The sequence below is a fragment of the Streptococcus sp. oral taxon 064 genome, from assembly GCF_001683375.1.
Classification (GTDB): Bacteria; Bacillota; Bacilli; order Lactobacillales; family Streptococcaceae; genus Streptococcus; species Streptococcus oralis_S.
On record NZ_CP016207.1, the window covers coordinates 420,579 to 440,954 of the forward strand.

The 20,376-nt window shown below is 42.1% G+C and carries 21 protein-coding genes and 1 tRNA gene; 3 read left to right on the forward strand and 19 right to left on the reverse strand.

Going from position 1 to position 20,376, the window contains the following annotated elements:
* Positions 1–84: 84 nt before the first annotated feature.
* From AXF18_RS02005 to AXF18_RS02025, 5 genes are all read right to left on the reverse strand, one after another.
* Entirely contained in the window at positions 85–1,014 is a 930-nt protein-coding gene (locus AXF18_RS02005) for an ATP-binding cassette domain-containing protein (protein WP_001291311.1), read from the reverse strand.
* 10 nt (positions 1,015–1,024) lie between these two features.
* Positions 1,025–2,092, reverse strand: coding sequence for an ABC transporter ATP-binding protein (locus tag AXF18_RS02010; protein ID WP_049479470.1), 1,068 nt, complete (start codon positions 2,090–2,092; stop codon positions 1,025–1,027).
* Between the two features lie 8 nt (positions 2,093–2,100).
* Positions 2,101–3,027, reverse strand: coding sequence for an oligopeptide ABC transporter permease OppC (oppC, locus tag AXF18_RS02015; RefSeq protein WP_007522372.1), 927 nt, complete (start codon positions 3,025–3,027; stop codon positions 2,101–2,103).
* Positions 3,027–4,523: an ABC transporter permease gene (locus AXF18_RS02020; RefSeq protein ID WP_065371414.1), complete on the reverse strand. Its 1,497-nt coding sequence runs from the start codon at positions 4,521–4,523 to the stop codon at positions 3,027–3,029. The genes oppC and AXF18_RS02020 overlap by 1 nt, the downstream gene beginning before the upstream one ends.
* A gap of 66 nt (positions 4,524–4,589) precedes the next feature.
* Entirely contained in the window at positions 4,590–6,569 is a 1,980-nt protein-coding gene (locus AXF18_RS02025) for a peptide ABC transporter substrate-binding protein (protein WP_000749711.1), read from the reverse strand.
* 298 nt (positions 6,570–6,867) lie between these two features.
* Between AXF18_RS02025 and AXF18_RS02030 the strand changes: the two genes are divergently transcribed.
* Positions 6,868–6,938: transfer RNA gene (locus AXF18_RS02030), tRNA-Cys, on the forward strand.
* A 133-nt stretch (positions 6,939–7,071) separates the two neighbouring features.
* On the opposite strand, the gene AXF18_RS02035 is transcribed toward AXF18_RS02030, so the two are convergent.
* The 11 genes from AXF18_RS02035 to AXF18_RS02080 all read right to left on the reverse strand — a co-directional run bounded on the left by AXF18_RS02035 (position 7,072) and on the right by AXF18_RS02080 (position 15,866).
* Positions 7,072–8,403, reverse strand: a complete 1,332-nt coding sequence (locus AXF18_RS02035; RefSeq protein WP_065371415.1) for a hemolysin family protein — start codon at positions 8,401–8,403, stop codon at positions 7,072–7,074.
* A 135-nt stretch (positions 8,404–8,538) separates the two neighbouring features.
* Positions 8,539–9,363 carry a DNA/RNA non-specific endonuclease gene (locus tag AXF18_RS02040; RefSeq protein WP_065371416.1) on the reverse strand — a complete coding sequence of 275 codons (825 nt, stop codon included), beginning with the start codon at positions 9,361–9,363 and terminating at the stop codon, positions 8,539–8,541.
* Between the two features lie 40 nt (positions 9,364–9,403).
* Positions 9,404–9,598, reverse strand: coding sequence for a DNA-directed RNA polymerase subunit beta (locus AXF18_RS02045; RefSeq protein WP_000739701.1), 195 nt, complete (start codon positions 9,596–9,598; stop codon positions 9,404–9,406).
* A complete protein-coding gene (gene murA / locus AXF18_RS02050; protein ID WP_049550067.1) occupies positions 9,585–10,868 on the reverse strand; it encodes a UDP-N-acetylglucosamine 1-carboxyvinyltransferase in 1,284 nt (427 codons plus the stop codon). The genes AXF18_RS02045 and murA overlap by 14 nt, the downstream gene beginning before the upstream one ends.
* A 23-nt stretch (positions 10,869–10,891) precedes the next feature.
* Positions 10,892–11,122: a DUF1146 family protein gene (locus tag AXF18_RS09885; protein WP_070800425.1), complete on the reverse strand. Its 231-nt coding sequence runs from the start codon at positions 11,120–11,122 to the stop codon at positions 10,892–10,894.
* Between the two features lie 55 nt (positions 11,123–11,177).
* A complete protein-coding gene (locus AXF18_RS02055) occupies positions 11,178–12,215 on the reverse strand; it encodes a SepM family pheromone-processing serine protease (protein WP_000730772.1) in 1,038 nt (345 codons plus the stop codon).
* Positions 12,199–12,687, reverse strand: coding sequence for a pantetheine-phosphate adenylyltransferase (coaD, locus tag AXF18_RS02060; protein ID WP_049550066.1), 489 nt, complete (start codon positions 12,685–12,687; stop codon positions 12,199–12,201). Before coaD ends, AXF18_RS02055 begins: the two co-directional genes overlap by 17 nt.
* The gene (gene rsmD, locus AXF18_RS02065) at positions 12,677–13,216 is read right to left on the reverse strand and encodes a 16S rRNA (guanine(966)-N(2))-methyltransferase RsmD (RefSeq protein ID WP_000706942.1); all 540 of its coding nucleotides are present in this window, start codon (positions 13,214–13,216) and stop codon (positions 12,677–12,679) included. The genes coaD and rsmD overlap by 11 nt, the downstream gene beginning before the upstream one ends.
* Positions 13,217–13,280: 64 nt before the next feature.
* The gene (gene asnA / locus AXF18_RS02070; RefSeq protein ID WP_000747998.1) at positions 13,281–14,273 is read right to left on the reverse strand and encodes an aspartate--ammonia ligase; all 993 of its coding nucleotides are present in this window, start codon (positions 14,271–14,273) and stop codon (positions 13,281–13,283) included.
* A 114-nt stretch (positions 14,274–14,387) separates the two neighbouring features.
* Positions 14,388–15,071, reverse strand: a complete 684-nt coding sequence (locus tag AXF18_RS02075; protein WP_049550064.1) for a Bax inhibitor-1/YccA family protein — start codon at positions 15,069–15,071, stop codon at positions 14,388–14,390.
* 54 nt (positions 15,072–15,125) lie between these two features.
* A complete protein-coding gene (locus AXF18_RS02080) occupies positions 15,126–15,866 on the reverse strand; it encodes an RNA methyltransferase (protein WP_049550063.1) in 741 nt (246 codons plus the stop codon).
* A 33-nt stretch (positions 15,867–15,899) separates the two neighbouring features.
* Here AXF18_RS02080 and AXF18_RS02085 point away from each other — a divergent pair, with 33 nt between their 5' ends.
* Together AXF18_RS02085 and yidC are read left to right on the forward strand one after the other, a co-directional pair.
* Positions 15,900–16,178 (forward strand): acylphosphatase, encoded by a 279-nt coding sequence (locus AXF18_RS02085; protein ID WP_001174620.1) that lies wholly within the window; start codon positions 15,900–15,902, stop codon positions 16,176–16,178.
* Positions 16,179–16,255: 77 nt separating this feature from the next.
* The gene (yidC, locus tag AXF18_RS02090; RefSeq protein WP_049501603.1) at positions 16,256–17,185 is read left to right on the forward strand and encodes a membrane protein insertase YidC; all 930 of its coding nucleotides are present in this window, start codon (positions 16,256–16,258) and stop codon (positions 17,183–17,185) included.
* A 72-nt stretch (positions 17,186–17,257) separates the two neighbouring features.
* Here yidC and pflA read toward each other — a convergent pair whose 3' ends face one another.
* The 3 genes from pflA to purR form a co-directional block, all read right to left on the reverse strand.
* Positions 17,258–18,052, reverse strand: coding sequence for a pyruvate formate-lyase-activating protein (gene pflA / locus AXF18_RS02095; protein WP_049550062.1), 795 nt, complete (start codon positions 18,050–18,052; stop codon positions 17,258–17,260).
* Positions 18,053–18,173: 121 nt separating this feature from the next.
* Positions 18,174–19,430 (reverse strand): diaminopimelate decarboxylase, encoded by a 1,257-nt coding sequence (locus tag AXF18_RS02100; protein WP_049550061.1) that lies wholly within the window; start codon positions 19,428–19,430, stop codon positions 18,174–18,176.
* 66 nt (positions 19,431–19,496) lie between these two features.
* Positions 19,497–20,324 carry a pur operon repressor gene (gene purR / locus AXF18_RS02105; RefSeq protein ID WP_002874197.1) on the reverse strand — a complete coding sequence of 276 codons (828 nt, stop codon included), beginning with the start codon at positions 20,322–20,324 and terminating at the stop codon, positions 19,497–19,499.
* Positions 20,325–20,376 lie beyond the last annotated feature (52 nt).

Below are 20,376 nucleotides of genomic sequence, written 5' to 3' on the forward strand. Positions count from 1 at the left end.
ATACAATTCCCCTTTTACAAGCTAGTAGAAGGGGAAATTTTTCTATAAAAAATGAGAAGACCTTTCGGTCCTCTCCTAGTCTGTTTATTTTTTAAGAGCTTCTTTGTATCGAGCAACTTCTGCTTGGTTAGCCCAAACATAGTGACCTGGACGAATCTCTACCATAGATGGCTTGTCTGTCTCATAGTCATGTTGGTCAGGATCGTAAACTTTCAAGACTTTCTTGCGTTCCAAGATTGGGTCTGGAATCGGCACAGCAGATAGAAGCGCCTGAGTATATGGGTGGACAGGATTGTTAAACAACTCCTCTGTCTCCGCAACTTCGACGATAACTCCCTTATAGATAACCGCGATACGATCTGAGATAAAGCGAACAACTGACAAGTCATGGGCGATAAAGAGATAAGTCAAGCCCAACTCTTTTTGGAACTTCTTGAGCAAGTTTAAGACTTGCGCACGCACTGATACGTCCAAGGCTGAAATTGGCTCATCCGCAATAACGAAATCAGGTTCCATCACAAGAGCACGGGCAATCCCGATACGCTGGCGTTGACCACCAGAAAACTCGTGTGGGTAACGGGTCAAGTGTTCTTTCAAAAGCCCAACTTCATGAATCATCTTTTGAACTTTTTCTTTTCGATCTTCTTCGTCTTTGAACAAGTGGTAGTTGTAAAGACCTTCAGAGATGATATAGTCAACTGTTGCACGCTCATTCAAGCTGGCTGCAGGGTCCTGGAAAATCATCTGGATGCGACGGATCAAATCTGATGATTCCTTATGAGATTTTTTCCCATTAATTTTATGACCATCAAAGATGATTTCACCTTTACTAGTATTATTTAGACCAATAATAGCACGACCAATGGTTGTTTTCCCACTACCAGACTCACCTACAAGAGAGAAGGTTTCTCCCTTGTTGATAAAGAAGTTGGCGTTTTTAACCGCGACAAACTTCTTACTTCCTTCACCGAAGGAAATTTCTAAATCTTTAATTTCTACTAATTTTTCAGACATTTCCTTCCTCCTAGTCTTCTAGATGAGCAAAGCCCATTTTATCACGAATCTTGTCATGCAAATCTGCAATGACCCCAGGTTTTTCAACTTTAGGAGCATTCTCATGAAGCAACCAAGTCTTAGCCCAGTGGGTATCCGTGACTGAAAACTGAGGTGCTTTCTGTTCAAAGTCAATTTGCATCGCATAATCTGAACGAAGGGCAAAGGCATCACCTTTCAACTCAGTATAAAGAGACGGTGGTGTTCCTGGGATAGAGTACAATTCCCCTTTATCATCAGCAAGCTGAGGCAAGCTAGACAAGAGACTCCAAGTATATGGATGACGTGGGTCGTAGAAAACTTCCTCAACAGTTCCATATTCTACAATTTCACCAGCATACATAACCGCTACCTTATCGGCAATACTTGCTACCACACCAAGGTCATGGGTGATAAAAATAATGGTAAAGTGGTACTCATTTTGCAAGGTTTTAAGCAAATCAATGATTTGCGCTTGAATGGTTACATCAAGGGCCGTTGTTGGCTCGTCACAGATCAAGATATCTGGACGACAGGCAAGGGCAATCGCAATAACGATACGTTGGCGCATCCCTCCAGAATATTGGAAAGGATACTCTTCAAAACGTTTTTCAGCATCTGGGATTCCGACCTTATTCATATAGTCGATTGCCATCTCTTTGGCTTCCTTAGCTGTTTTTCCTTGGTGTTTAACGATAACTTCAGTGATTTGGCTACCGATTGTATTGATTGGGTCCAAACTTGTCATAGGATCTTGGAAGATGGTCGCAATTTTAGCACCACGAATCTTCTCCCATTCCTTGTTAGAAGTAAGAGCGGTCAAGTCTTGTCCACGATAGTCGATGCTTCCTTGGGCAATACGTCCATTGTCTTCTAACATCCCTGTAAAGGTTTTTGTTAAAACAGATTTACCAGAACCGGACTCACCTACCAAGGCCAGAACTTCTCCTTCAATCAGGTCCAGAGACACTCCTCGGATAGCTGTCAGAACTTTGTCACGAACGTCAAATTCCACGACAATATCACGAGCAGTCAAAATTACATTATTTTCTTTTGTCATGTCTACTCCTATCTATGTGTACGTGGATCACTAGCATCCGCTAGGTTTTGACCAACAACGAAGAGAGATAGGGACACCAAGATCAAGGTTGTCAACGGAATCCAGAATAAGTAAGCGTTGGTCGTAACGTTTTGTGAGTAATCTGAGATCAAGCGTCCCAGACTTGGCACTGTTACAGGCAATCCCAATCCAAAGAAGGAGAGGAAGGCTTCATAAGAGATGAAGCTTGGCAACATCAAGGTCATCGTAGAAACAATAACGGATACCAATTGTGGCATGATATTTTTAACGATGATTTTAAAGGTTGGTGTTCCAAGTGTTTGGGAAGCAAGATTGTATTCCAAGTCACGGTAACGCATGATTTGGATACGAATCATATAAGCAATCCCAATCCAAGTTGTCACACTCATGGCAAAAATCAGATTCCAGAAACCAGCACCGATTGAGTAAGTCAAGACAATGACAATCAAGAGAGATGGAATGTTTGAAATAATGTTATAAACTTCCATCATGACACGGTCTACAGATTTTGAAATTCCCCAAATTCCACCAACAATAACCCCGATCACAAGGTTGATAAAAGTGGCAATTACAGAGATAAGAATTGAATTACGCGCACCAAACCAAACCCCATCAAACAAGGATTTACCATTGCTATCTGTACCAAACCAATGTTCAGCATTGGGCTTGATAAAACGAGCAGAGAAGTCATTGACCTTACTTACATCGTTGAAATCAAAATCTGAGAACATTGGGTAAATAAAACTCATCAAGATAATGGCAACCAAAATCCCCAACATAATGACTGTTGATTTTTTCTTTAGAAATTGTCTAAATACAGAACCCCAGTATGAATAGGCAGGGGCGTCAATTGTTTCAGAGGCAAAATCGTCACGTTTTACGAACTGAAATTTTTCTTTATCGATTGTTGACATTATTTGCCTCCTTTCTCTGTCAATTTAATACGTGGGTCAAGCATGGTCATCCAGATATCTCCTACAAAGAGTGAGAAGATAGAAATACATGTGAAGATGAAGACAAGACCAACTACCATTGAGTTATTTGATGCCTTAACAGAGTCAATCAACATTTTACCCATACCTGGGAAAGCAAAGACTGTTTCTGTCAATGTTGCACCACCGATAACCCCGATTACGGCACCAGGAATACCTGAAACCAAAGGAACCATGGCGTTTTTAAAGATGTGTTTATTTGAAATTTCTTTTTCAGACAAACCTTTGGCACGCGCAAAACGTACAAAGTCCTGAGATTGCAAGTCGATCATGTAACGACGAATCCAGATAGCTGTACTTGGCGCACCCAACAAACCTAGAATGACTGCTGGCAAGACATAAGAACGCCAATCTCCAGCTCCCAAAATAGGGAATGAATCTGGAAGACCAATAGATGATCCAATCAAGCGGACGATGTAAACCAAGGCAATCGTTGGAAGGGCAAGCAAGAAGGTTAGAGCACCTGTCGAGAAGCTATCAATCCAAGTATTCTTGTGGCGAGCCATAGCAGATCCAAGTGGAATCGCAATCGCATACGAAATAATCAAACCAATCAAACCAGCAACCGCTGAGCTTGCGATCATTGAAGGATATTGATAATTGCTTTCTGTAGCTGTATATGGATCGTCTTTACCATAGTTGGCTACTTCACGCGCATCTGCTTGACTTGGAGATTTGTAAGTACGAGAGTAAATATCTACAGATGAAGTCTTTTTACCTGTAGGGAATTGAACTTCTGATGTCTTAGTTTGTCCCTGACCTTGTGTGATAACTTGAAGCACTGGTGTGTTTGCATAAGTTGGGTAAGAATCTCCCAAGTTAATGTTCACAAAGTTTTGGTGTACAAATGGGAATTGATTGTTGAAATACAAAAGGTATTTGTGTTTTGTACCTGAACCAACCAATGACCAACCGATAGCAGGGTCATTTTCAAAACGAAGATAACGTTGCAAGTTTGGATTTTCAGGGTCTTGAATTTTGTTTGGATGATCAATATCAATCAAGTTCGCATAGAATTTGAAAACACGTTCAAAAATCGGAATTTCACGCGTAGCATAGAATTGACCACTTTCTGAGAATACACCTAACGTCCAACCATTTCCTAGTTGGTTGATGTATTTTTCGTAGATTGCCCTATTGGTATCATTGGCATCCACTGTTACAGATGAGTCCATCGTGCTCGCTCTTTCTTGCAACTCTTTGGTATCGTAGTACTCGATATAGCCCATCCGTTCATAAACGGTATTTTCATAATTATCCCGCTTGTCCGGCGTCGTTGCAATCTTGTTATAGTTGGTATCCTGCTTGAAAATCAATTTTCGAGGAACCATCGTATAAATAATTGTGTATGTCAAGGTTGTCACCAAGAAAATAGACAACAATGAACGCAATACACGCATAAAAATATATTTCTTCATATCGTTTCCTTTTAAAATCCCAAAAGAACCTTCTCCTCATGGAGAGAAAGTTCTCTTGAGAGTTATTTATTTAACGTGATTAGCCAATTCTTTTTGAACTTTTTCGTTTGATTCTTTTTTCTCTTTGAGCCATTTTTCACGAGCTTGTTCATAATCAGCTTTTGTTACAACCTTGTCTTGTAACTGAATATACTTAAAGTATACGTCTGAGCCCTTATCTCCAGATTGACTGTATGATGCAGAGAAAGGCACAACACGAGAAATGATTGGTGCAGCACCACTTGATGACATAGCTGGCAAGAAGAGTGAGCTATCTGTCAACCAAGCTTGGGCAGCCGCATATTTTTCATAACGAACATTCAAGTCACTTGTTTCTTTTCCTGCTTCATCAACTAACTTATCGTATTCTTTCAAACCAACTTGAGCCGCTGCAGCATTATCTGCACCTTCGTAACCCATATAGGTTTTTGTTTGTTCAGCATTCGTTGTTTTCAAGATATCAAGGTAAGTTGATGGATCTTCATAGTCAGGGTTCCATCCAACAGCACCTGAGAGATCCCAATCTTCTGCCGCTGCGCTAGCTGCGTAGTATGTAATATTCTGTAGTTCATCTGTAGTGATTTGTTGGATATCGATGACTACGTTTTCTTCTCCAAGTACAGTCTCAACGGATTGTTTGAAGGATTGAATACGTGCGATATAGTTTTTAGATGTTTGGTCTACTGGGATATCCAAGTGGATAGGGAATTTCACACCTTCTGCTTCCAATGCTGTTTTAGCTTTGGCAAATTCGGCTTTGGCTTTATCGGCGTTGAAAAGTCCATCTTGACCATCCGCAAAGTTTACATTCTTCCATTCATCACCGTAAGCCGCCATCTTTTCAGTTACCAAGTCACCGAAAGTTTTTTCGCCTGCAGAGACAAAGTCTGGTTTCACAAAGAGGTTACGAACTGCAAGAGGAGCACCTTCTTTACCATTAATTTGTGCTGAGTAAGAAGTACGGTCAAAGGCAAAGTTCAAAGCCTGACGGAAGTCCTTGTTAAGAAGGGCTTTCTTAGTAGAAGTCTTCTCTTCATCAGTTGTCTTAGAAGTGTATTTGTAACCTTGACGGTCAATATTTACACCCAAACCACCAATACCTGGACCTGATGGAGTGTAGTAAATATTGTCTTTGTATGTTTCTTCTACCTTAGAGTAGTTTGAACTTGTTGGGAAGAGACGGGCATAGCTATAAGCCCCACTTGTAAAGTTACGTTCAATTGATTCTTGATCTGAACCATCATAGTAAGCAAGTGTTACTTTATCAAGATGAACATTGTCTTTGTCCCAATAGTTTTCATTCTTCACAAATTCGATAGATGACTTAGCAGTCAAACCTCTCAGCAAGAATGGTCCATTGTAAAGCAATGATGTAGGGTCAGTCGCTTTACCAAAATCAGATCCTTTTGATTTTTCAAATTCTTCGTTCAATGGCCAGAAGATTGAGTAGGCCAGCTTAGAGTTCCAGTATGGTTCTGGTTTGTTCAAAGTGTATTCAAGGGTGTAATCATCAACTGCTTTTACACCGACTGAAGCAAAATCTTTATTGTTTCCAGCTATATAGTCAGCTAGACCTTTAACTGAATCTTCTGCTAGATACTTAGCTGCTGATTTATTGTCAGCTGCGTGTTTCAAACCATTTACAAAGTCCTTTGCTGTTACTTCAGCATACTCTTCGCCATCAGATGTCATCCATTTGACACCTTTACGAATCTTGTAGGTATAAGTCAAACCATCTTTTGAAACTGACCAGTCTTCTGCAACTGCAGGAACTAAATTCCCATACTTGTCGTTTGTGAAAAGACCGTCGATACCATTTGAAGTGGCAACCTTAGTACTTTGTTTCCCTGAAATGAGGTAATCCAACGTTTCTGGGTCAGCTGTATAAACATAGCCATAATTTTTTGGCGCTGTTGAATCAGATGATTTTGAAGAACCACAAGCAGCTAGTACTCCTGCTGCTAATAAAGCAACACCTGCTGCAACAAATACTCTACTTTTTTTCATGTTTTTAACTCCTCTTGAAAAATTTAGGCTTATTGGAAATTATAACATATATTTTTTAAAAAGTAAACGAATTTTCAGAATATTTTGGCGCATTTCCTCAAAAAACTTCCATTTGTCAAAATTTCTACATTCTTTGTTTGTTTCTGCAAGAAATACTTTCTAGTCTGATCTTCTTTAGAACGGGATTTTTACAAGCTTTTTCTCACTTCTTCAATCACCATCTGTTTTCCTAAATTGGATTTTAGAATAAGAAACTATTGACGGGAAATGATTTTCAAGGTATAATAATAAACGTTGAGGCGGTATAGCCAAGTGGTAAGGCACGGCTCTGCAAAAGCTTGATCGTCGGTTCAAATCCGTCTACCGCCTTATATCATCTGTTTTATCAGAATTCAACGAGACAGAAAGCCTGAAAAATCGGGCTTTTTTGTTATCCCTATCTATTAGGAATAACTGTATCTACCATATTGATTTACAAAAAGCAGTGACTCAAGTCACTGCTTTATTCTGTTTCTTCTTCAGGTTCTAGTTCTGTGATTTGAACTTTTACCTTGGTAACACGTCCATTTTTCACCTTATCATTGGTCAGGACGATTTGTTTGTTTTGACTGGCCAGTTCATAACTGATTTTTTCAGTTGTTGGAATCGTACCAACACCCGTCAAATAATAGCCGGCGATGGTATCCACATCATCGCTTTCTAGTTCGACACCAAAGTAGTCATTGAAGTCGTTAAGGTTCATGGTTCCCTGTGCAATATAAGTGTCCTCACCGATTTGATGGACTTCGATTTCTGCCCTATCCGTCTCGTCATCGATCTCACCGACAATCTCTTCTAAAAGATCTTCTAGAGTTACCAAACCAGCCATACCACCGTATTCGTCTAGTAAGATGGCCATTTGATTTTGGGTATTTCGAAGCTCTTTAAGGAGGTCGTCCACAAAGATGGTCTCAGGCACAAATAGTGGTGTTTGGAGGATTCGTTTCCAGACAATATTTTCAAAGCCATCTGCATAGGCAGCGTTTAGCAAACGCTTGGTATGAATCAAACCAATCACATTGTCCTTATCCCCGTCGTAAACAGGGATACGTGAGAAATTTTGCTTTAGAATACTTTGGATAATCGTTTGACTATCATCCTGAATATCTACCATAAAGGCATCTGTACGAGGTACCATTAGCTCACGAGCCATTAGTTCATCTAGTGAAAAGATTCCCTGTAGCATTTCAATCTCATCTGCATCCAGTGTTTCTTCGCTATTGGTGAGCATGTACTCTATTTCATCACGTGTCATCTTTTCATCCGCATCATCAAAGGTCATTGGCGTCACACGGCTCAATAGATTAGTTGAAGCTGACAGAAGCCAAACAAAGGGGCTGACAATTTTCCCCAAGCCAATAATGACTGGTGCGGTTCGGATGGCCAAGGTATCTTTCAGATTTAGAGCGATTCTCTTGGGATAGAGTTCCCCAAAAACAATAGAAATATAGGTCAAAAACGCTAAAGATAGAAAACTTGCAATAGCGTAAGCTGTTTCACTATTTCCTATCCAAGATGCAATTACTTGTCCAAGTGTATCTGCCAATTTTGCCCCTGATAAGATCGTGATTAAGGTGATACCGACTTGAATGGTTGATAAAAAGTGGTTAGGATTTTCAAGTACCTTTAACAAACGAATGTAACGTTTGTCTCCCTCTTCTGCCTTTTGTTCCACTCGGGAACGGTTTAATGACACCATCGCCATTTCAGTGGCTGAGAAAAAAGCATTTAACAAGGTCAAGATAAATAACAGTACAAACTGTAGCAACAAATTCTGACTGCTCGGGTCTTCCATAGTCCTTCTCCTAAAATAGTATCTTGTGTTCCATTATATCATAAAATCCCTCAGGATTCACATTATTTTTCATTTAAAGAACAACTCCCCTGCCTCTAGAAGACAAAGGATCTGTTTTTATTGTATCTATTGTTTCTAGTCCGTCACTGTTACTTGCCCTGTTCGGTAATCAAGCTGGATTCCCTTTTGAACATTGGGGATTAGGACATTGAATTCCAATTCGCCATCTGAAGACTTGGCTTCAATTTGTGAAGCCGATGGAACTAGGTCCTCATTTGTCGCATAGTGGAGCGTCACCCGATAACGGACTCTCTTGTTTTGGTCTAAGGCTTTCCTAACCAGACTCTCATAGTAGTTCTGACCTGTCGAATCTTCAGCCTGCGCTTGGTTCGCCCAAGCTGTCTGGACTGCAATGTTCTTGGGATTGCTAGTAGAGGAATCAAAACCATCTAGACCTCCTATCAAGGCATAGCCCAGCAGGTGTCCTCTATCAACTGCATGTGTATAGGCTCCCTTTAGATTCTTGACCTGATGCCATCCTGGTGGCGTCCAAGAGGTGGAGCCATTGCCTGTTTCTTCACGATTCTTATACTGCCGAGTCGCTTTGGATAAGATGGCATTGGCAACAGTCGGGACTGTTTCTTTTCCAACTGTCTTTGTTTTATTATCCGCATAGGGTTTGCTAGAAACCTTGGCATCTAGATTGGTTTTATTGCCATTGACAATGAAGGCCCCTGCTCCATTCCACTCGAGCCCCCCCTTGATTTGATTTTTGATTGACTCAGTTAAGACACTTTCAGCTAGCTCCTGACTGGGAGCTTCTGAAGCTTGTTTTTTCTGACTAACCTTGGTTCTAGGGGTGTTTGGCGCTGTCTGCATCTGCTTGATATAGTAGCTTCCAGCAGCCAAGAGTAAGAATAGAAGTAACCCTATCAGAGCTTGTCTTGTTTTTTTGTCCATTTTTCTCCTTATTTCTTTAGAAAAAGACTGGTCTCCCAGTCTAATTTCCTGTAAATTTGCTAATCAATTCCTGCCACTTTGCTGGAGACAAGATTGCCCATGGATCCTGTCCCTTTCCTAGGATGCCATAACCAACCATCAAGCCGATTCCTAAAGCCAGAAAGCCTAGCAATAGTACGATAAAAATCAACAGTAAACGACGGAGTACATAGCGTAAGTTTTTATTCTTCTTCATCATTTGCCTCGATTCGCTGAATCTTCGCTCCTAGCTGAGCCAATTTCTCATGGAAACGGTAGTAACCTCTATCAAGGTGGACTAACTTACCAACAACTGTTTCTCCCTGCGCCACCAGACCTGTCAAAATCAAAGCAGCACTAGCGCGAAGGTCCGTTGATAAAACTTCTGCCCCCTGTAAAGCCTGTCCCCCAACAATACGAGCTGTGTCACGGATAATCTCTGAGTGCAAGCCCATACGGCGCATTTCTTCCAAGTGTTGGAAGCGATTCTCAAACACCGTTTCCACCATAGTGGATTCCCCTTTTGCGACTGTCATCAGGGCTGTAAATTGTGCCTGCATATCTGTGGGAAATCCTGGGTGCGGTAAAGTTTTTACATGAACAGCCTTGAGATTTTCAAGTCGAGAACGAATACGGATGCCTTCTGATTCCTCTGTCACTTCAACACCCATTTCAAGTAGTTTTGAAATCAAGGGGCGATTGTGTTCCCAGACTGCATCACGAACGAGGACATCTCCACCTGTCATAGCTGCAGCCACCATAAAGGTTCCTGCTTCGATACGGTCCTGTACCACATTATGAGTTGTTCCATGGAGTTCCTCAACACCAGTCACTGTGATTGTTTCGGTACCAGCTCCCTTGACCTTGGCTCCCATTTCATTAAGGAGAATAGCGAGGTCAACAATTTCCGGCTCACGCGCAGCATTTTCTATCACTGTCACACCGTCAGCTAGAGTTGCCGCCATCATGAGGTTTTGTGTTGCACCGACACTAGGGAAGTCCATGTAGATATGAGCGCCATGCAGGCGTTCTGCCTTGGCTTCGATGTAACCAGCTGTCTGGGTGATCTTTGCCCCCATAGCTTCCAAACCTTTGAGGTGGAGGTCAATGGGACGACTCCCGATGGTACATCCCCCTGGCATAGAAACTTTGGCATGGCCTACACGAGCAAGGATTGGTCCCAAGACAACGATGGATGCACGCATCTTGCTGACATACTTGTATGGAGCTTCCTCCGTGATATCACCAGTCGCATCAACCTCAACAACATGAGCTTCCTCATCAAAGTCCACCTTGGCATTCAGACCTCGAACCACTTGATTCATGGTGAAAACATCTGACAAGATCGGGACATTCTGCAAGACTGTCTTACCCTTGCTTGCTAGAATAGTCGCTGCCAACAAGGGCAAGACTGCATTCTTTGCTCCCTCGATTGTCACACTCCCGACCAGACGATTATCTCCGCCTTGAACCACAATTTTTTCCATAGCTGTTTCCTTTACTTTTGATTTTATAATAGTCCTCTAAGTGCTTCTTGCCACAGTTGGTACAAACTGATAAAGAATGAACTCAAGATGTAGCCCATCACAATACTAAAGAAGCCTACCAACAAACGAACTTTTTTTGTGTTAGTAGCGGTCACTTTTATAACCTTTTCCCATCTCACAAGATCCTTCAAAAGGTAAAAACTCAAATAAATAAAGAGTATATGACTACTTAGAGTGAATAATAATTGAACCATTTGACTATTATACCATCTTATCCGCTTGCGCTCTAGTTTTCAATTTTTCTACGAATTAGGGATTGTTTTTAAGGTAATCAATTGCATCCTGCAAAGTCTTAACGGGAACGATTTTCATCTCTGTTTTGATCGTTTTAGCAGCTTCTAGGGCTGTTTCATAGTTGCTTTTCGCATTTGGATCTGCTTTTTTTGCTTCCTCAGTGACTGGATTGTCAGGAGCAAAAAAGATGTTGGCTCCCTGACGAGAGGCTGCAACTACTTTTTTGTCAATTCCACCGATGTCGCCAACATTTCCATCGCGATCAATGGTTCCCGTTCCCGCAACAATGCGGCCATTACGAAGTCCTGGATCTGCTATCTGGGTGTAGATAGCGAGACTAAACATGAGACCTGCACTTGGCCCACCGATACCAGCTGTGGAGAAGCGAATTGGAACGTCACTGGTCACTTCCGTACGGTCAATCAAGCCAATCCCAATCCCGTTTTTCCCGTTTTCGAGAGTGATAATTTTACCTTCAGCAGACTTGACTTTTCCGTCTTCTTCATAGGTTACCTTGACCGTATCCCCTAATTGTTGAGAGTTGACATAGTCGACCAAGTCTTTTGAACTATCAAATGTTTTGTCATTAACAGCCGTCACGGTATCTGCAATGTTCAGAATGCCCTTAAAAGTTGAATTGTCCGTCACGGTCAAGACATAGACTCCCAGATACTTGAGTTCGATATCCTTTCCAGCCGTCTTCAATCCTTGATATTTGGCCATGTTTTGAGAAGTTTGCATGTAGAACTGATTGATCCGCATAAACTCTGCATCAGTAGAGCCACCCGTAGTCTCCTTGGCACTTCTAATATCCGTGAAAGGCGTTAACCAAGCATAGACAAGATGCGATAGGGTTGCATGTCGAATGCCGACTGTTACAAACTGGTAAGCTCCTGCTTCTGTGTCTTCTGTTTCATTGACTTTCAAAACGCGACGAATATCTTCCGCTCCACCTGGAACTTCTATGTAGTAAGGTAAAGGTACTACAAAGGCTAAAAAAGTCAATACTAGTGCTAGGATGACATATAAGGGCCATCTAGTTTTTTTCTTCATGTTCTAATTCCTCCACAACACTGTTTGGGACATATTGCTGAATCTCCTGACCAAACTTCAGAAGTTCTCTCATGGCTGAAGAGCTAATATAAAGATGCTCTGGGCGACTATATAGGTAAATGGTTTCGATTTCTGGAGCCAGTTGATGATTGTAGTAGTCAAAGCTAGACTCGTATTGCAAGTCGGTGGTATTTCGCAAGCCACGGACAAGGGTCTTAGCACCCAGTCTTCTTGCAACATCGACAACTAGTTGGTCATGAGAAGCCAGCACCTCTACATTATCTAAATGCGCCACCGCTTTTTCGACTGCTCGTTTACGGTTTTCAACAGGGAGAAAGCCTTGTTTGTGGGGATTGTAGAACACCCCGACATAGAGCTTGTCAAAAAGTTTGCTGGCACGTTCAATCATATCCAGATGTCCATTTGTCATCGGATCAAATGAACCTGTAAATAATCCAATTTTATCTGACATAGACTGTCACCTTACTAATCCCATATATTTTTTCCTTCCAGATACCTAAGCAGGCGATTTCTTCTGGGAGTTCTACAGACTTATCGGTTTCACAGACAACCATGACCTCTTCGGAGAAAAGGTTTCTTTCTGCCATTTTCTCGATATCTGCAACGATTTGTTCCTTGGCATAGGGAGGATCTAAAAAGACCAGGTCAAAGGGATCTTTTACTTGCTCCAAGGCCCGTTCAGCCTCCATCTTTAAGAGCTGAAATTTGGAAACTTCCTTGGTCATTTGGATGTTTTCAGCGATAATAGCTTGCGCCTTTCGATCCCGCTCCACTAAGACAGCATGGGACATCCCACGCGAGACTGCCTCGATGGATAAACCACCACTGCCAGCATAGAGATCCAAGACACGACCACCCTCAAAATAGGGACCTATCATGTTAAAGATAGCTCCACGCACCTTATCTGATGTCGGTCTCGTCGTCTTGCCTTCTAGCGTCTTGAGGGGACGCCCTCCGTAGATTCCTGATACGATTTTCATACCGTTTATTATACCAAATTATGGGCAAAAAGAGAAAGAAAACCGAACCTTGCGGTTCGATTCTCTACAAAATATTTTCGTACGTATCGCGGACTTCTTGAGGCCAGACACTGGTCTGGACCTCTCCGATGTGTTTCTTACGAAGAAGGAACATGGCCATACGAGACTGTCCGATCCCTCCACCGATTGTCAGTGGGAAAAGACCGTTAAGCAAGGCCTTGTGCCATTCCAGCTCTAGACGATCTTCGTCTCCTGTAAGAGCCACTTGGCGACGAAGGGTATCCTCATCTACCCGAATCCCCATTGATGAAAGTTCAAAGGCACAACCAAGAGATTCGTTCCAAACGAGAATATCGCCATTCAACCCCTTGTAGCCATTTTCAGACTCTGTTGTCCAGTCATCATAGTCAGGTGCGCGGCCGTCATGAGGTTTTCCGTCAGGCAACTCGCCACCAATACCAATCAAGAAGACTGCACCAAACTCTTTACAGATTGCATTTTCACGCTCTTTCGGTGTTAAATCTGGATAGCGTTCCACCAACTCTTCTGTGTGAATGAAGGTGATTTGTTTTGGCAAGATGGATTCGATATCGTAGCGGGCCTCTACGGCTAGCTCTGTTAGACGAATAGCCTTGTAAATCTTCTCAACAGTTTCTTTGAGATAGGCGATATTGCGTTGTCCATTTGGGATAACCTTCTCCCAGTCCCACTGGTCCACATAAACTGAGTGGGTCGCATCAAGCGAATCTTCGTCTGGACGAAGGGCCTTCATGTGAACAAACAGACCCTCACCTTCACCGAAACCAAAACGAGCCAAGGTGTGGCGTTTCCATTTGGCAAGTGAGTGAACGACTTCATAAGTTTCATCTGGAATCTGCAAAACCTTGACAGATACTGGATTTTCGACACCTGACAGGTTGTCCTGCATCCCATCCCCGACCTTGCTCAAGATAGGACCTTGAACTTCAACAACTTCTAACTTATCTTTCAAATACTGGGTAAAAGTGTTTTTGACAAAGGAAATTTCTTCTTGTTGATGAATAAAACTTTTCTTCATAAACAGCTCCTCAAAAATTAGTTAAAAGCATTATACACCTATTTCCAAGAAAAGAAAAGAAAAGAGTAAATAAGAAAAAGTCAGTGCTCTTTTGAACACTGACTCTGTTATTCATTAATCGTTTCGACCAAAGATTCGTAAGATGCTAAGGAAGAGGTTGATAAAGTCTAGATAGATGCTAAGCGCCATTGAGATGACCCAACCTGTCGCTACTTGTCCTCGTGACTGTTCATAAACATAGCGAATCTTTTGGTTATCCCAAGCAATCAAACCTGAGAAAACCAAGACCATGGCAATACTAATCATGTAGTCAAAGAAGCTATTGGCTAAAAATAGATTCACAACCATGGCAATGATGAGACCAACAAGCGCCGCCATCAAAGCTCGGCCCATTCCACTCAAATCTTTCTTGGTGAAAATTCCGATTGCCGCCATGACAAAGAAGAGAAGGGCACTGGATACAAAGGCTGATAAGACGGTCCCAGGTGTATAGAAGGCTACGACAAAACTCAGCGTAAAGCCATTTAAAACAGAATAAACTAAAAATACTGGGAGAGCTGCTGGACTATTTTTGGCAGCCATGCTACTTGCAACAAAGACTAGAGCAAGTTCTGCAAAAGTTGCAATAATCAGCCAGAGACGGCCATGCATTAAAAAGTAGACCAATTGGGACTGAAAGACTGTCAACATCAAAGCTGACACGAGAGCTGATAGACCAATCCCAAGTCCCACAAAAGCATAAACCTTAGCGTAAAATTGATTGAGACCTGAACGTTCTTGAATAATCGTTTGATTCATTCTGATTCTCCTTTTTCTATAAATATGTCTTGATTATAACAAAGTTTTTATAAATTAGCTGAAATAAAACATCAAAATACCTGCGGCAACCGCCACATTGAGACTTTCCGCTCGACCTTTCATGCCTATATGAACCAGCTGATCAGCACTCTCAGCCATGACAGAACTAATCCCCTGCCCTTCATTTCCCATGACTAAAACAAAGTTCTCTAGTGAAGAAAGCTCACGATAATCCTTTGAATCTCTCGATAAGGTCGTTGCTAGAATGGGCAAATCGCTCTTCTTTGCCTCTTCTACAAAGCTGGTAAGAGGCATACGATAGATAGGCAAGTGAAAATGACTTCCTTGCATGGAACGTAGAGTCTTAAGACTGTAGATATCTGCTGACTTGTCTGAAACAATAACCCCTGTAAAACCTGCAGCATCCGCCGTCCGAATCATGGTGCCCACATTACCAGGATCTTGAACATCCTCTAAAAATAGATACTTGCCCTGATGGAGATCAGGCAGTCCCACTTCTTCTTTTTGAATCACTGCAACAATCCCTTGAGGAGTTTGCGTATCTGCCAAATCTAGCAAAATCTCCTCTGAAACCCAGATAGTTTGAGGAAAAGCAGCTAGCTGATCTCGATAACTTTCTAGGGCAAAGACCTTTTCAATCGTCACTCCTGCTTGAACAGCTTCTTCAAACAAGTGCCAGCCCTCAATCAAATAAGCAGACTTTCGATATTTTTTTTGATGCAATTTCTTGGCATTTTTTACCACAGAATTGGCTTTTGAGGTTATAATAGTCATAGAAATATTATAACACAATCAAAGGGGTTTGGTATGCAAAAGGTTAGAATGATTGCCCAAGGCAGGGTGCAGGGTGTTGGTTTTCGCTGGGGTGTTTATACTTTAGCTCTTGAAATCGGTGGCATCACTGGTCGTGTCTGGAATAACGATGATGGCACAGTGGAAATTCTTGCTCAGGCAGACTCCTCTGCAACTATGGCAAAATTTATCCAAGAAATCCGAAAAGGTCCGACACCTTTTTCAAAAGTTACCTATCTAGATGTACAAATGAGCAACTTTTCATCCTATTCGGACTTCAAAGTCGCAAATTAGGTCTCTAGAACTATTGTATATTTTACAAAAAAACAGTAGAATAGAGAGGTATAATTTTTAAAGAAGGAATGAAAACATTGAAATCTATTAAACGTTTTGCCCTCTCTGCTATGGGAGTGGCTATGCTACTCGTCTTGTCAGGCTGTGTCCAAGTAGACAAAGCAACAGGACAACCCACAGGATTGATTTGGAATACCATCGGAGCACCTATGGCTGAAGCCATCAAGTACTTCGCTACTGATAAAGGTCTAGGCTTTGGTGTGGCTATCATTATCGTAACCATTATCGTGCGCTTGATTATCTTGCCACTTGGTATCTACCAATCATGGAAGGCAACACTTCACTCTGAGAAGATGAATGCCCTCAAACACGTGCTTGAACCACATCAAACACGTCTCAAAGAGGCAACAACTCAGGAAGAAAAACTAGAGGCTCAACAAGCTCTCTGGGATGCTCAGAAAGAACACGGCATCAGCATGTTCGGTGGAGTAGGATGTTTCCCTATCCTCATTCAAATGCCTTTCTTCTCTGCTATCTACTTTGCAGCCCAGTACACTGATGGTGTAGCTAGCTCTACCTTCTTGGGTATCAATCTTGGTTCACCAAGTATGATCCTTGTCGCCTTCGCTGGTATCCTCTACTATCTCCAGTCACTTCTCTCACTTCATGGAGTAGAAGACGAGATGCAAAGAGAACAGCTCAAGAAAATGATTTACATGAGCCCACTCATGATTGTCGTCTTCTCCTTCTTCGCACCAGCAAGTGTGACGCTTTACTGGGTTGTCGGTGGTTTCATGATGATTCTCCAACAGTTCATCGTTAACTATGTTGTTCGTCCAAAACTTCGCAAAAAAGTTCGTGAAGAATTTGCCAAAAATCCACCAAAAGCAAGTTCATTTTCAACTGGAGGCGGACGCAAAGATGTCACTCCAAACCAAGCAACTGCGATCATGACCAATAAGAAACATAAAAAACGCAATGCTGGTAAACAACATTCTAGAAAATAAGAAAAAGGCTTAGCTGAAAGGCTAGGCTTTTTATGCATCACAAAAGCCCGATGTCTCCATCAGGCTTCTTTTTTATCCATGAACACGTTTCATGTAATCTTGGTAACTTTCTGTATCCATCAATTCCTTGGCATTCTTGACACGGTCTGCTGTTGGAGGTTTGACCCCTTCAAGCGAATAAGGAATCCCAAGTTCACGCCACTTGAATTCTCCCATCGTATGATAAGGTAGGATTTCAAACTTGTCAACGTTTTTGAGGGTTTTTACGAACTTCCCAAGTTCGATCAAATCTTCATCACGGTCTGTCAATCCTGGTACGAGAACGTGGCGAATCCAAACAGGCTTCCCGATATCTGATAGGTACTGGGCACAGGCCAAGATGTTTTTATTGGTTTGGCTTGTGACAATCTTATGCTGTTCTTCGTTGATTTCCTTGATATCCAGGAGAACCAAGTCTGTCACCGCCATGAGTTTATTAAACTTTTCGAGATAACGTGGTTTGTTACGGAATGGAAGGGCACAGGTGTCCAAGGTACAGTGGATTCCTTTTTCCTTGGCCTTGGTAAAGAGGGCAATTAGGAAATCAATCTGTAAGAGAGCTTCTCCTCCACTAACAGTGATTCCTCCTTTGTCTCCCCAGAATCCACGGTAGCGAAGGGCTTCTGACAAAACATCGTCTACTGTCCGTCTTCGTGATTTATTGGTCTCCATAGCCCATGTATCGGGGTTATGGCAGTACTGGCAACGCATCTGACAACCTTGCAAAAAGACAATAAACCGAATCCCAGGGCCATCTACTGCCCCAAAACTCTCTGTCGAATGCACCATTCCTGTCACTTGTCCATAGTCAATTGTTTCTTCAGACATATCGTCACCTTCCTTGAAACCGTTTTATAGTTTTATTATATCACGAGTAAGGTGAAAAACAAGGTTTTTTTGTCTATTTTTTAGAAAGCAATCTGTTTTTCACTTTCATTTTCAATTTCTTTTACTGATCCGATTCAAAATCAAAACCATACAAGGTTGCAAAATAGTCCTCAGGACGCTCTGCACGGCGGATTTGACGGGCTTTCCCTTCTTCGGTATAGAGGATTTCTGCCGAGCGTAGTTTGGCATTGTACTGGTAACCCATGGAGAATCCATGTGCACCTGTATCATGAATCACTAGCAAATCACCGATTTCTGTATAAGGTAGTTCGCGGTTCACTGCAAATTTATCATTGTTTTCACAGAGTGAACCGACCACGTCTACCACTTCAACAGGTCCATCTGGATGAGTCAGATTGGTGATATGGTGGTAGGCTCCATACATGGCTGGGCGCATGAGGTTGACTGCTGATGCATCCACGCCCAGATAGGTACGGTAGGTTTTTTTCTTATGAGTGACTCTTGTGACCAAAGCTCCGTGAGGCGCCAACATAAAGCGACCTAATTCAGTAAAAATCTTGACCTGACCAAGTCCTGCAGGTGTGAGGACTTCCTCATAAACCTTACGAACTCCCTCACCAATCACAGCAATGTCATTTGGCTCCTGCTCAGGACGATAGTTGACACCAATACCGCCGGAAAGATTGATAAAGTCTAGCGAAATACCCAACTTTTCCTTGATTTCAACAGCCAATTCAAAAAGCTGACGCGCCAACTCTGGGTAGTAGAGATGGGTCACGGTATTGGATGCTAGGAAAGAGTGAATCCCAAAAGTCTTGGCTCCTTTTTCCTTCAAAATAGCAAAGGCTTCAAAAAGCTGGTCCTTAGTCATCCCAAACTTGGCTTCTCCAGGATTGTCCATGATATCTGTTCCTAGCTCAAAAATGCCTCCAGGATTGTAACGACAAGAGATGATTTCTGGAATGCCTGCCGCTCGCTCCAGATGTTCAATGTCTTCAAAGGCATCCAAGTTAATAGTTGCTCCCAATTCACGCGCATAGGCATATTCCTTGTCAGGCGTGTTGTTAGAAGAGAACATGATTTCAGAACCGGGGAAATCCAGTTTATGGCTCATCAAGAGCTCCACGTAACTAGAACAGTCCACACCGCAACCTTCCTCTTGGAGGATTTTCAAGATGGCTGGGGTTGGAGTGGCCTTGACGGCAAAATATTCTTTGAATCCCTTATTCCAAGAAAAGGCCTGGTTGACTGCTCTTGCTTTTTCACGAATCCCCTTCTCATCATACAAGTGAAAGGGAGTCGGGAACTCTGCAACAATTGTTTCTAAATCTTCACGGCTGATAAATGGTGTTTTCATAAGCATCCTTCTATTCTGTTTGCAAAGAAAGGCTGGGACAATCGTTCCAACCTTTAGTTCTATCTCTTATTTGTCTTCGTCAAAGATATTTCCAATCTCAACATCGATGGATTGGTTCTTAACATCAATATTGGTTACTTTCAAGAGTGACTTGTAATCAAACTGCTTTTCACGTTCTTCTTGGGCATTGTCTGCAAAGACTGCAACACCAGCCAACTCTGAATCAAACTCACGCAAGAGACTAATCATCCCGTTGACCGTTCCGCCGCCTTTCAAAAAGTCATCCACGATCAAGACACGACTGCCTGCCTTGAGACTGCGTTTTGAAAGGAACATTTTCTCAATGCGGTCACCGCTGGAACCTGAAACATAGTTGACGCTGACCGTTGAACCTTCGGTAATTTTCAAATCACGGCGCACAATGACAAATGGAACATTGAGGACATTGGCAACTGCATTTGCGAGTGGCACACCTTTTGTTGCTACTGTCATAACGGCATCGATTTTTTGGTCCATAAAGCTCTTGGCAATGATGCGCCCAATATTTTTCAAAATGGCAGGTGTACTGAGCAAATCAGACAGGTAGATATAACCACCTGGCAAGATACGGTCGCTTTCTGAAAGTTTGTCACGCAAGTCTGCGATCATTTCTTTGGCTTCATGGCTTGAGATTGATGGTGTAAAAATAACGCCACCACCTGCTCCAGTCACAGTCTGAATATGACCGATTTCGATTTCCTCAAAGGCACGCTTGATAATCACGATGTCCTCTGAAATCGATGATTTAGCAGATTCGTACTTTTCTGCAAAGGTATTGAGACTTGTTAGTTTGTATGGATTATTAATCAAATAGTTGGAAATGACAACCATCCGATCACTTCTTCTTAATTTCATTTTTATTTACCATTCCATTTAATTTTGATATTTTATCCATTATACCACATTC

Coding starts and splice junctions, on each gene's coding strand:
- AXF18_RS02005 (WP_001291311.1), bottom strand. CDS start 1,014: ATGTCTGAAAAATTAGTAGAAATTAAAGATTTAGAAATTTCCTTCGGT.
- AXF18_RS02010 (WP_049479470.1), bottom strand. CDS start 2,092: ATGACAAAAGAAAATAATGTAATTTTGACTGCTCGTGATATTGTCGTG.
- oppC (WP_007522372.1), bottom strand. CDS start 3,027: ATGTCAACAATCGATAAAGAAAAATTTCAGTTCGTAAAACGTGACGAT.
- AXF18_RS02020 (WP_065371414.1), bottom strand. CDS start 4,523: ATGAAGAAATATATTTTTATGCGTGTATTGCGTTCATTGTTGTCTATT.
- AXF18_RS02025 (WP_000749711.1), bottom strand. CDS start 6,569: ATGAAAAAAAGTAGAGTATTTGTTGCAGCAGGTGTTGCTTTATTAGCA.
- AXF18_RS02035 (WP_065371415.1), bottom strand. CDS start 8,403: ATGGAAGACCCGAGCAGTCAGAATTTGTTGCTACAGTTTGTACTGTTA.
- AXF18_RS02040 (WP_065371416.1), bottom strand. CDS start 9,363: ATGGACAAAAAAACAAGACAAGCTCTGATAGGGTTACTTCTATTCTTA.
- AXF18_RS02045 (WP_000739701.1), bottom strand. CDS start 9,598: ATGAAGAAGAATAAAAACTTACGCTATGTACTCCGTCGTTTACTGTTG.
- murA (WP_049550067.1), bottom strand. CDS start 10,868: ATGGAAAAAATTGTGGTTCAAGGCGGAGATAATCGTCTGGTCGGGAGT.
- AXF18_RS09885 (WP_070800425.1), bottom strand. CDS start 11,122: ATGGTTCAATTATTATTCACTCTAAGTAGTCATATACTCTTTATTTAT.
- AXF18_RS02055 (WP_000730772.1), bottom strand. CDS start 12,215: ATGAAGAAAAAAACTAGATGGCCCTTATATGTCATCCTAGCACTAGTA.
- coaD (WP_049550066.1), bottom strand. CDS start 12,687: ATGTCAGATAAAATTGGATTATTTACAGGTTCATTTGATCCGATGACA.
- rsmD (WP_000706942.1), bottom strand. CDS start 13,216: ATGAAAATCGTATCAGGAATCTACGGAGGGCGTCCCCTCAAGACGCTA.
- asnA (WP_000747998.1), bottom strand. CDS start 14,273: ATGAAGAAAAGTTTTATTCATCAACAAGAAGAAATTTCCTTTGTCAAA.
- AXF18_RS02075 (WP_049550064.1), bottom strand. CDS start 15,071: ATGAATCAAACGATTATTCAAGAACGTTCAGGTCTCAATCAATTTTAC.
- AXF18_RS02080 (WP_049550063.1), bottom strand. CDS start 15,866: ATGACTATTATAACCTCAAAAGCCAATTCTGTGGTAAAAAATGCCAAG.
- AXF18_RS02085 (WP_001174620.1), top strand. CDS start 15,900: ATGCAAAAGGTTAGAATGATTGCCCAAGGCAGGGTGCAGGGTGTTGGT.
- pflA (WP_049550062.1), bottom strand. CDS start 18,052: ATGTCTGAAGAAACAATTGACTATGGACAAGTGACAGGAATGGTGCAT.
- AXF18_RS02100 (WP_049550061.1), bottom strand. CDS start 19,430: ATGAAAACACCATTTATCAGCCGTGAAGATTTAGAAACAATTGTTGCA.
- purR (WP_002874197.1), bottom strand. CDS start 20,324: ATGAAATTAAGAAGAAGTGATCGGATGGTTGTCATTTCCAACTATTTG.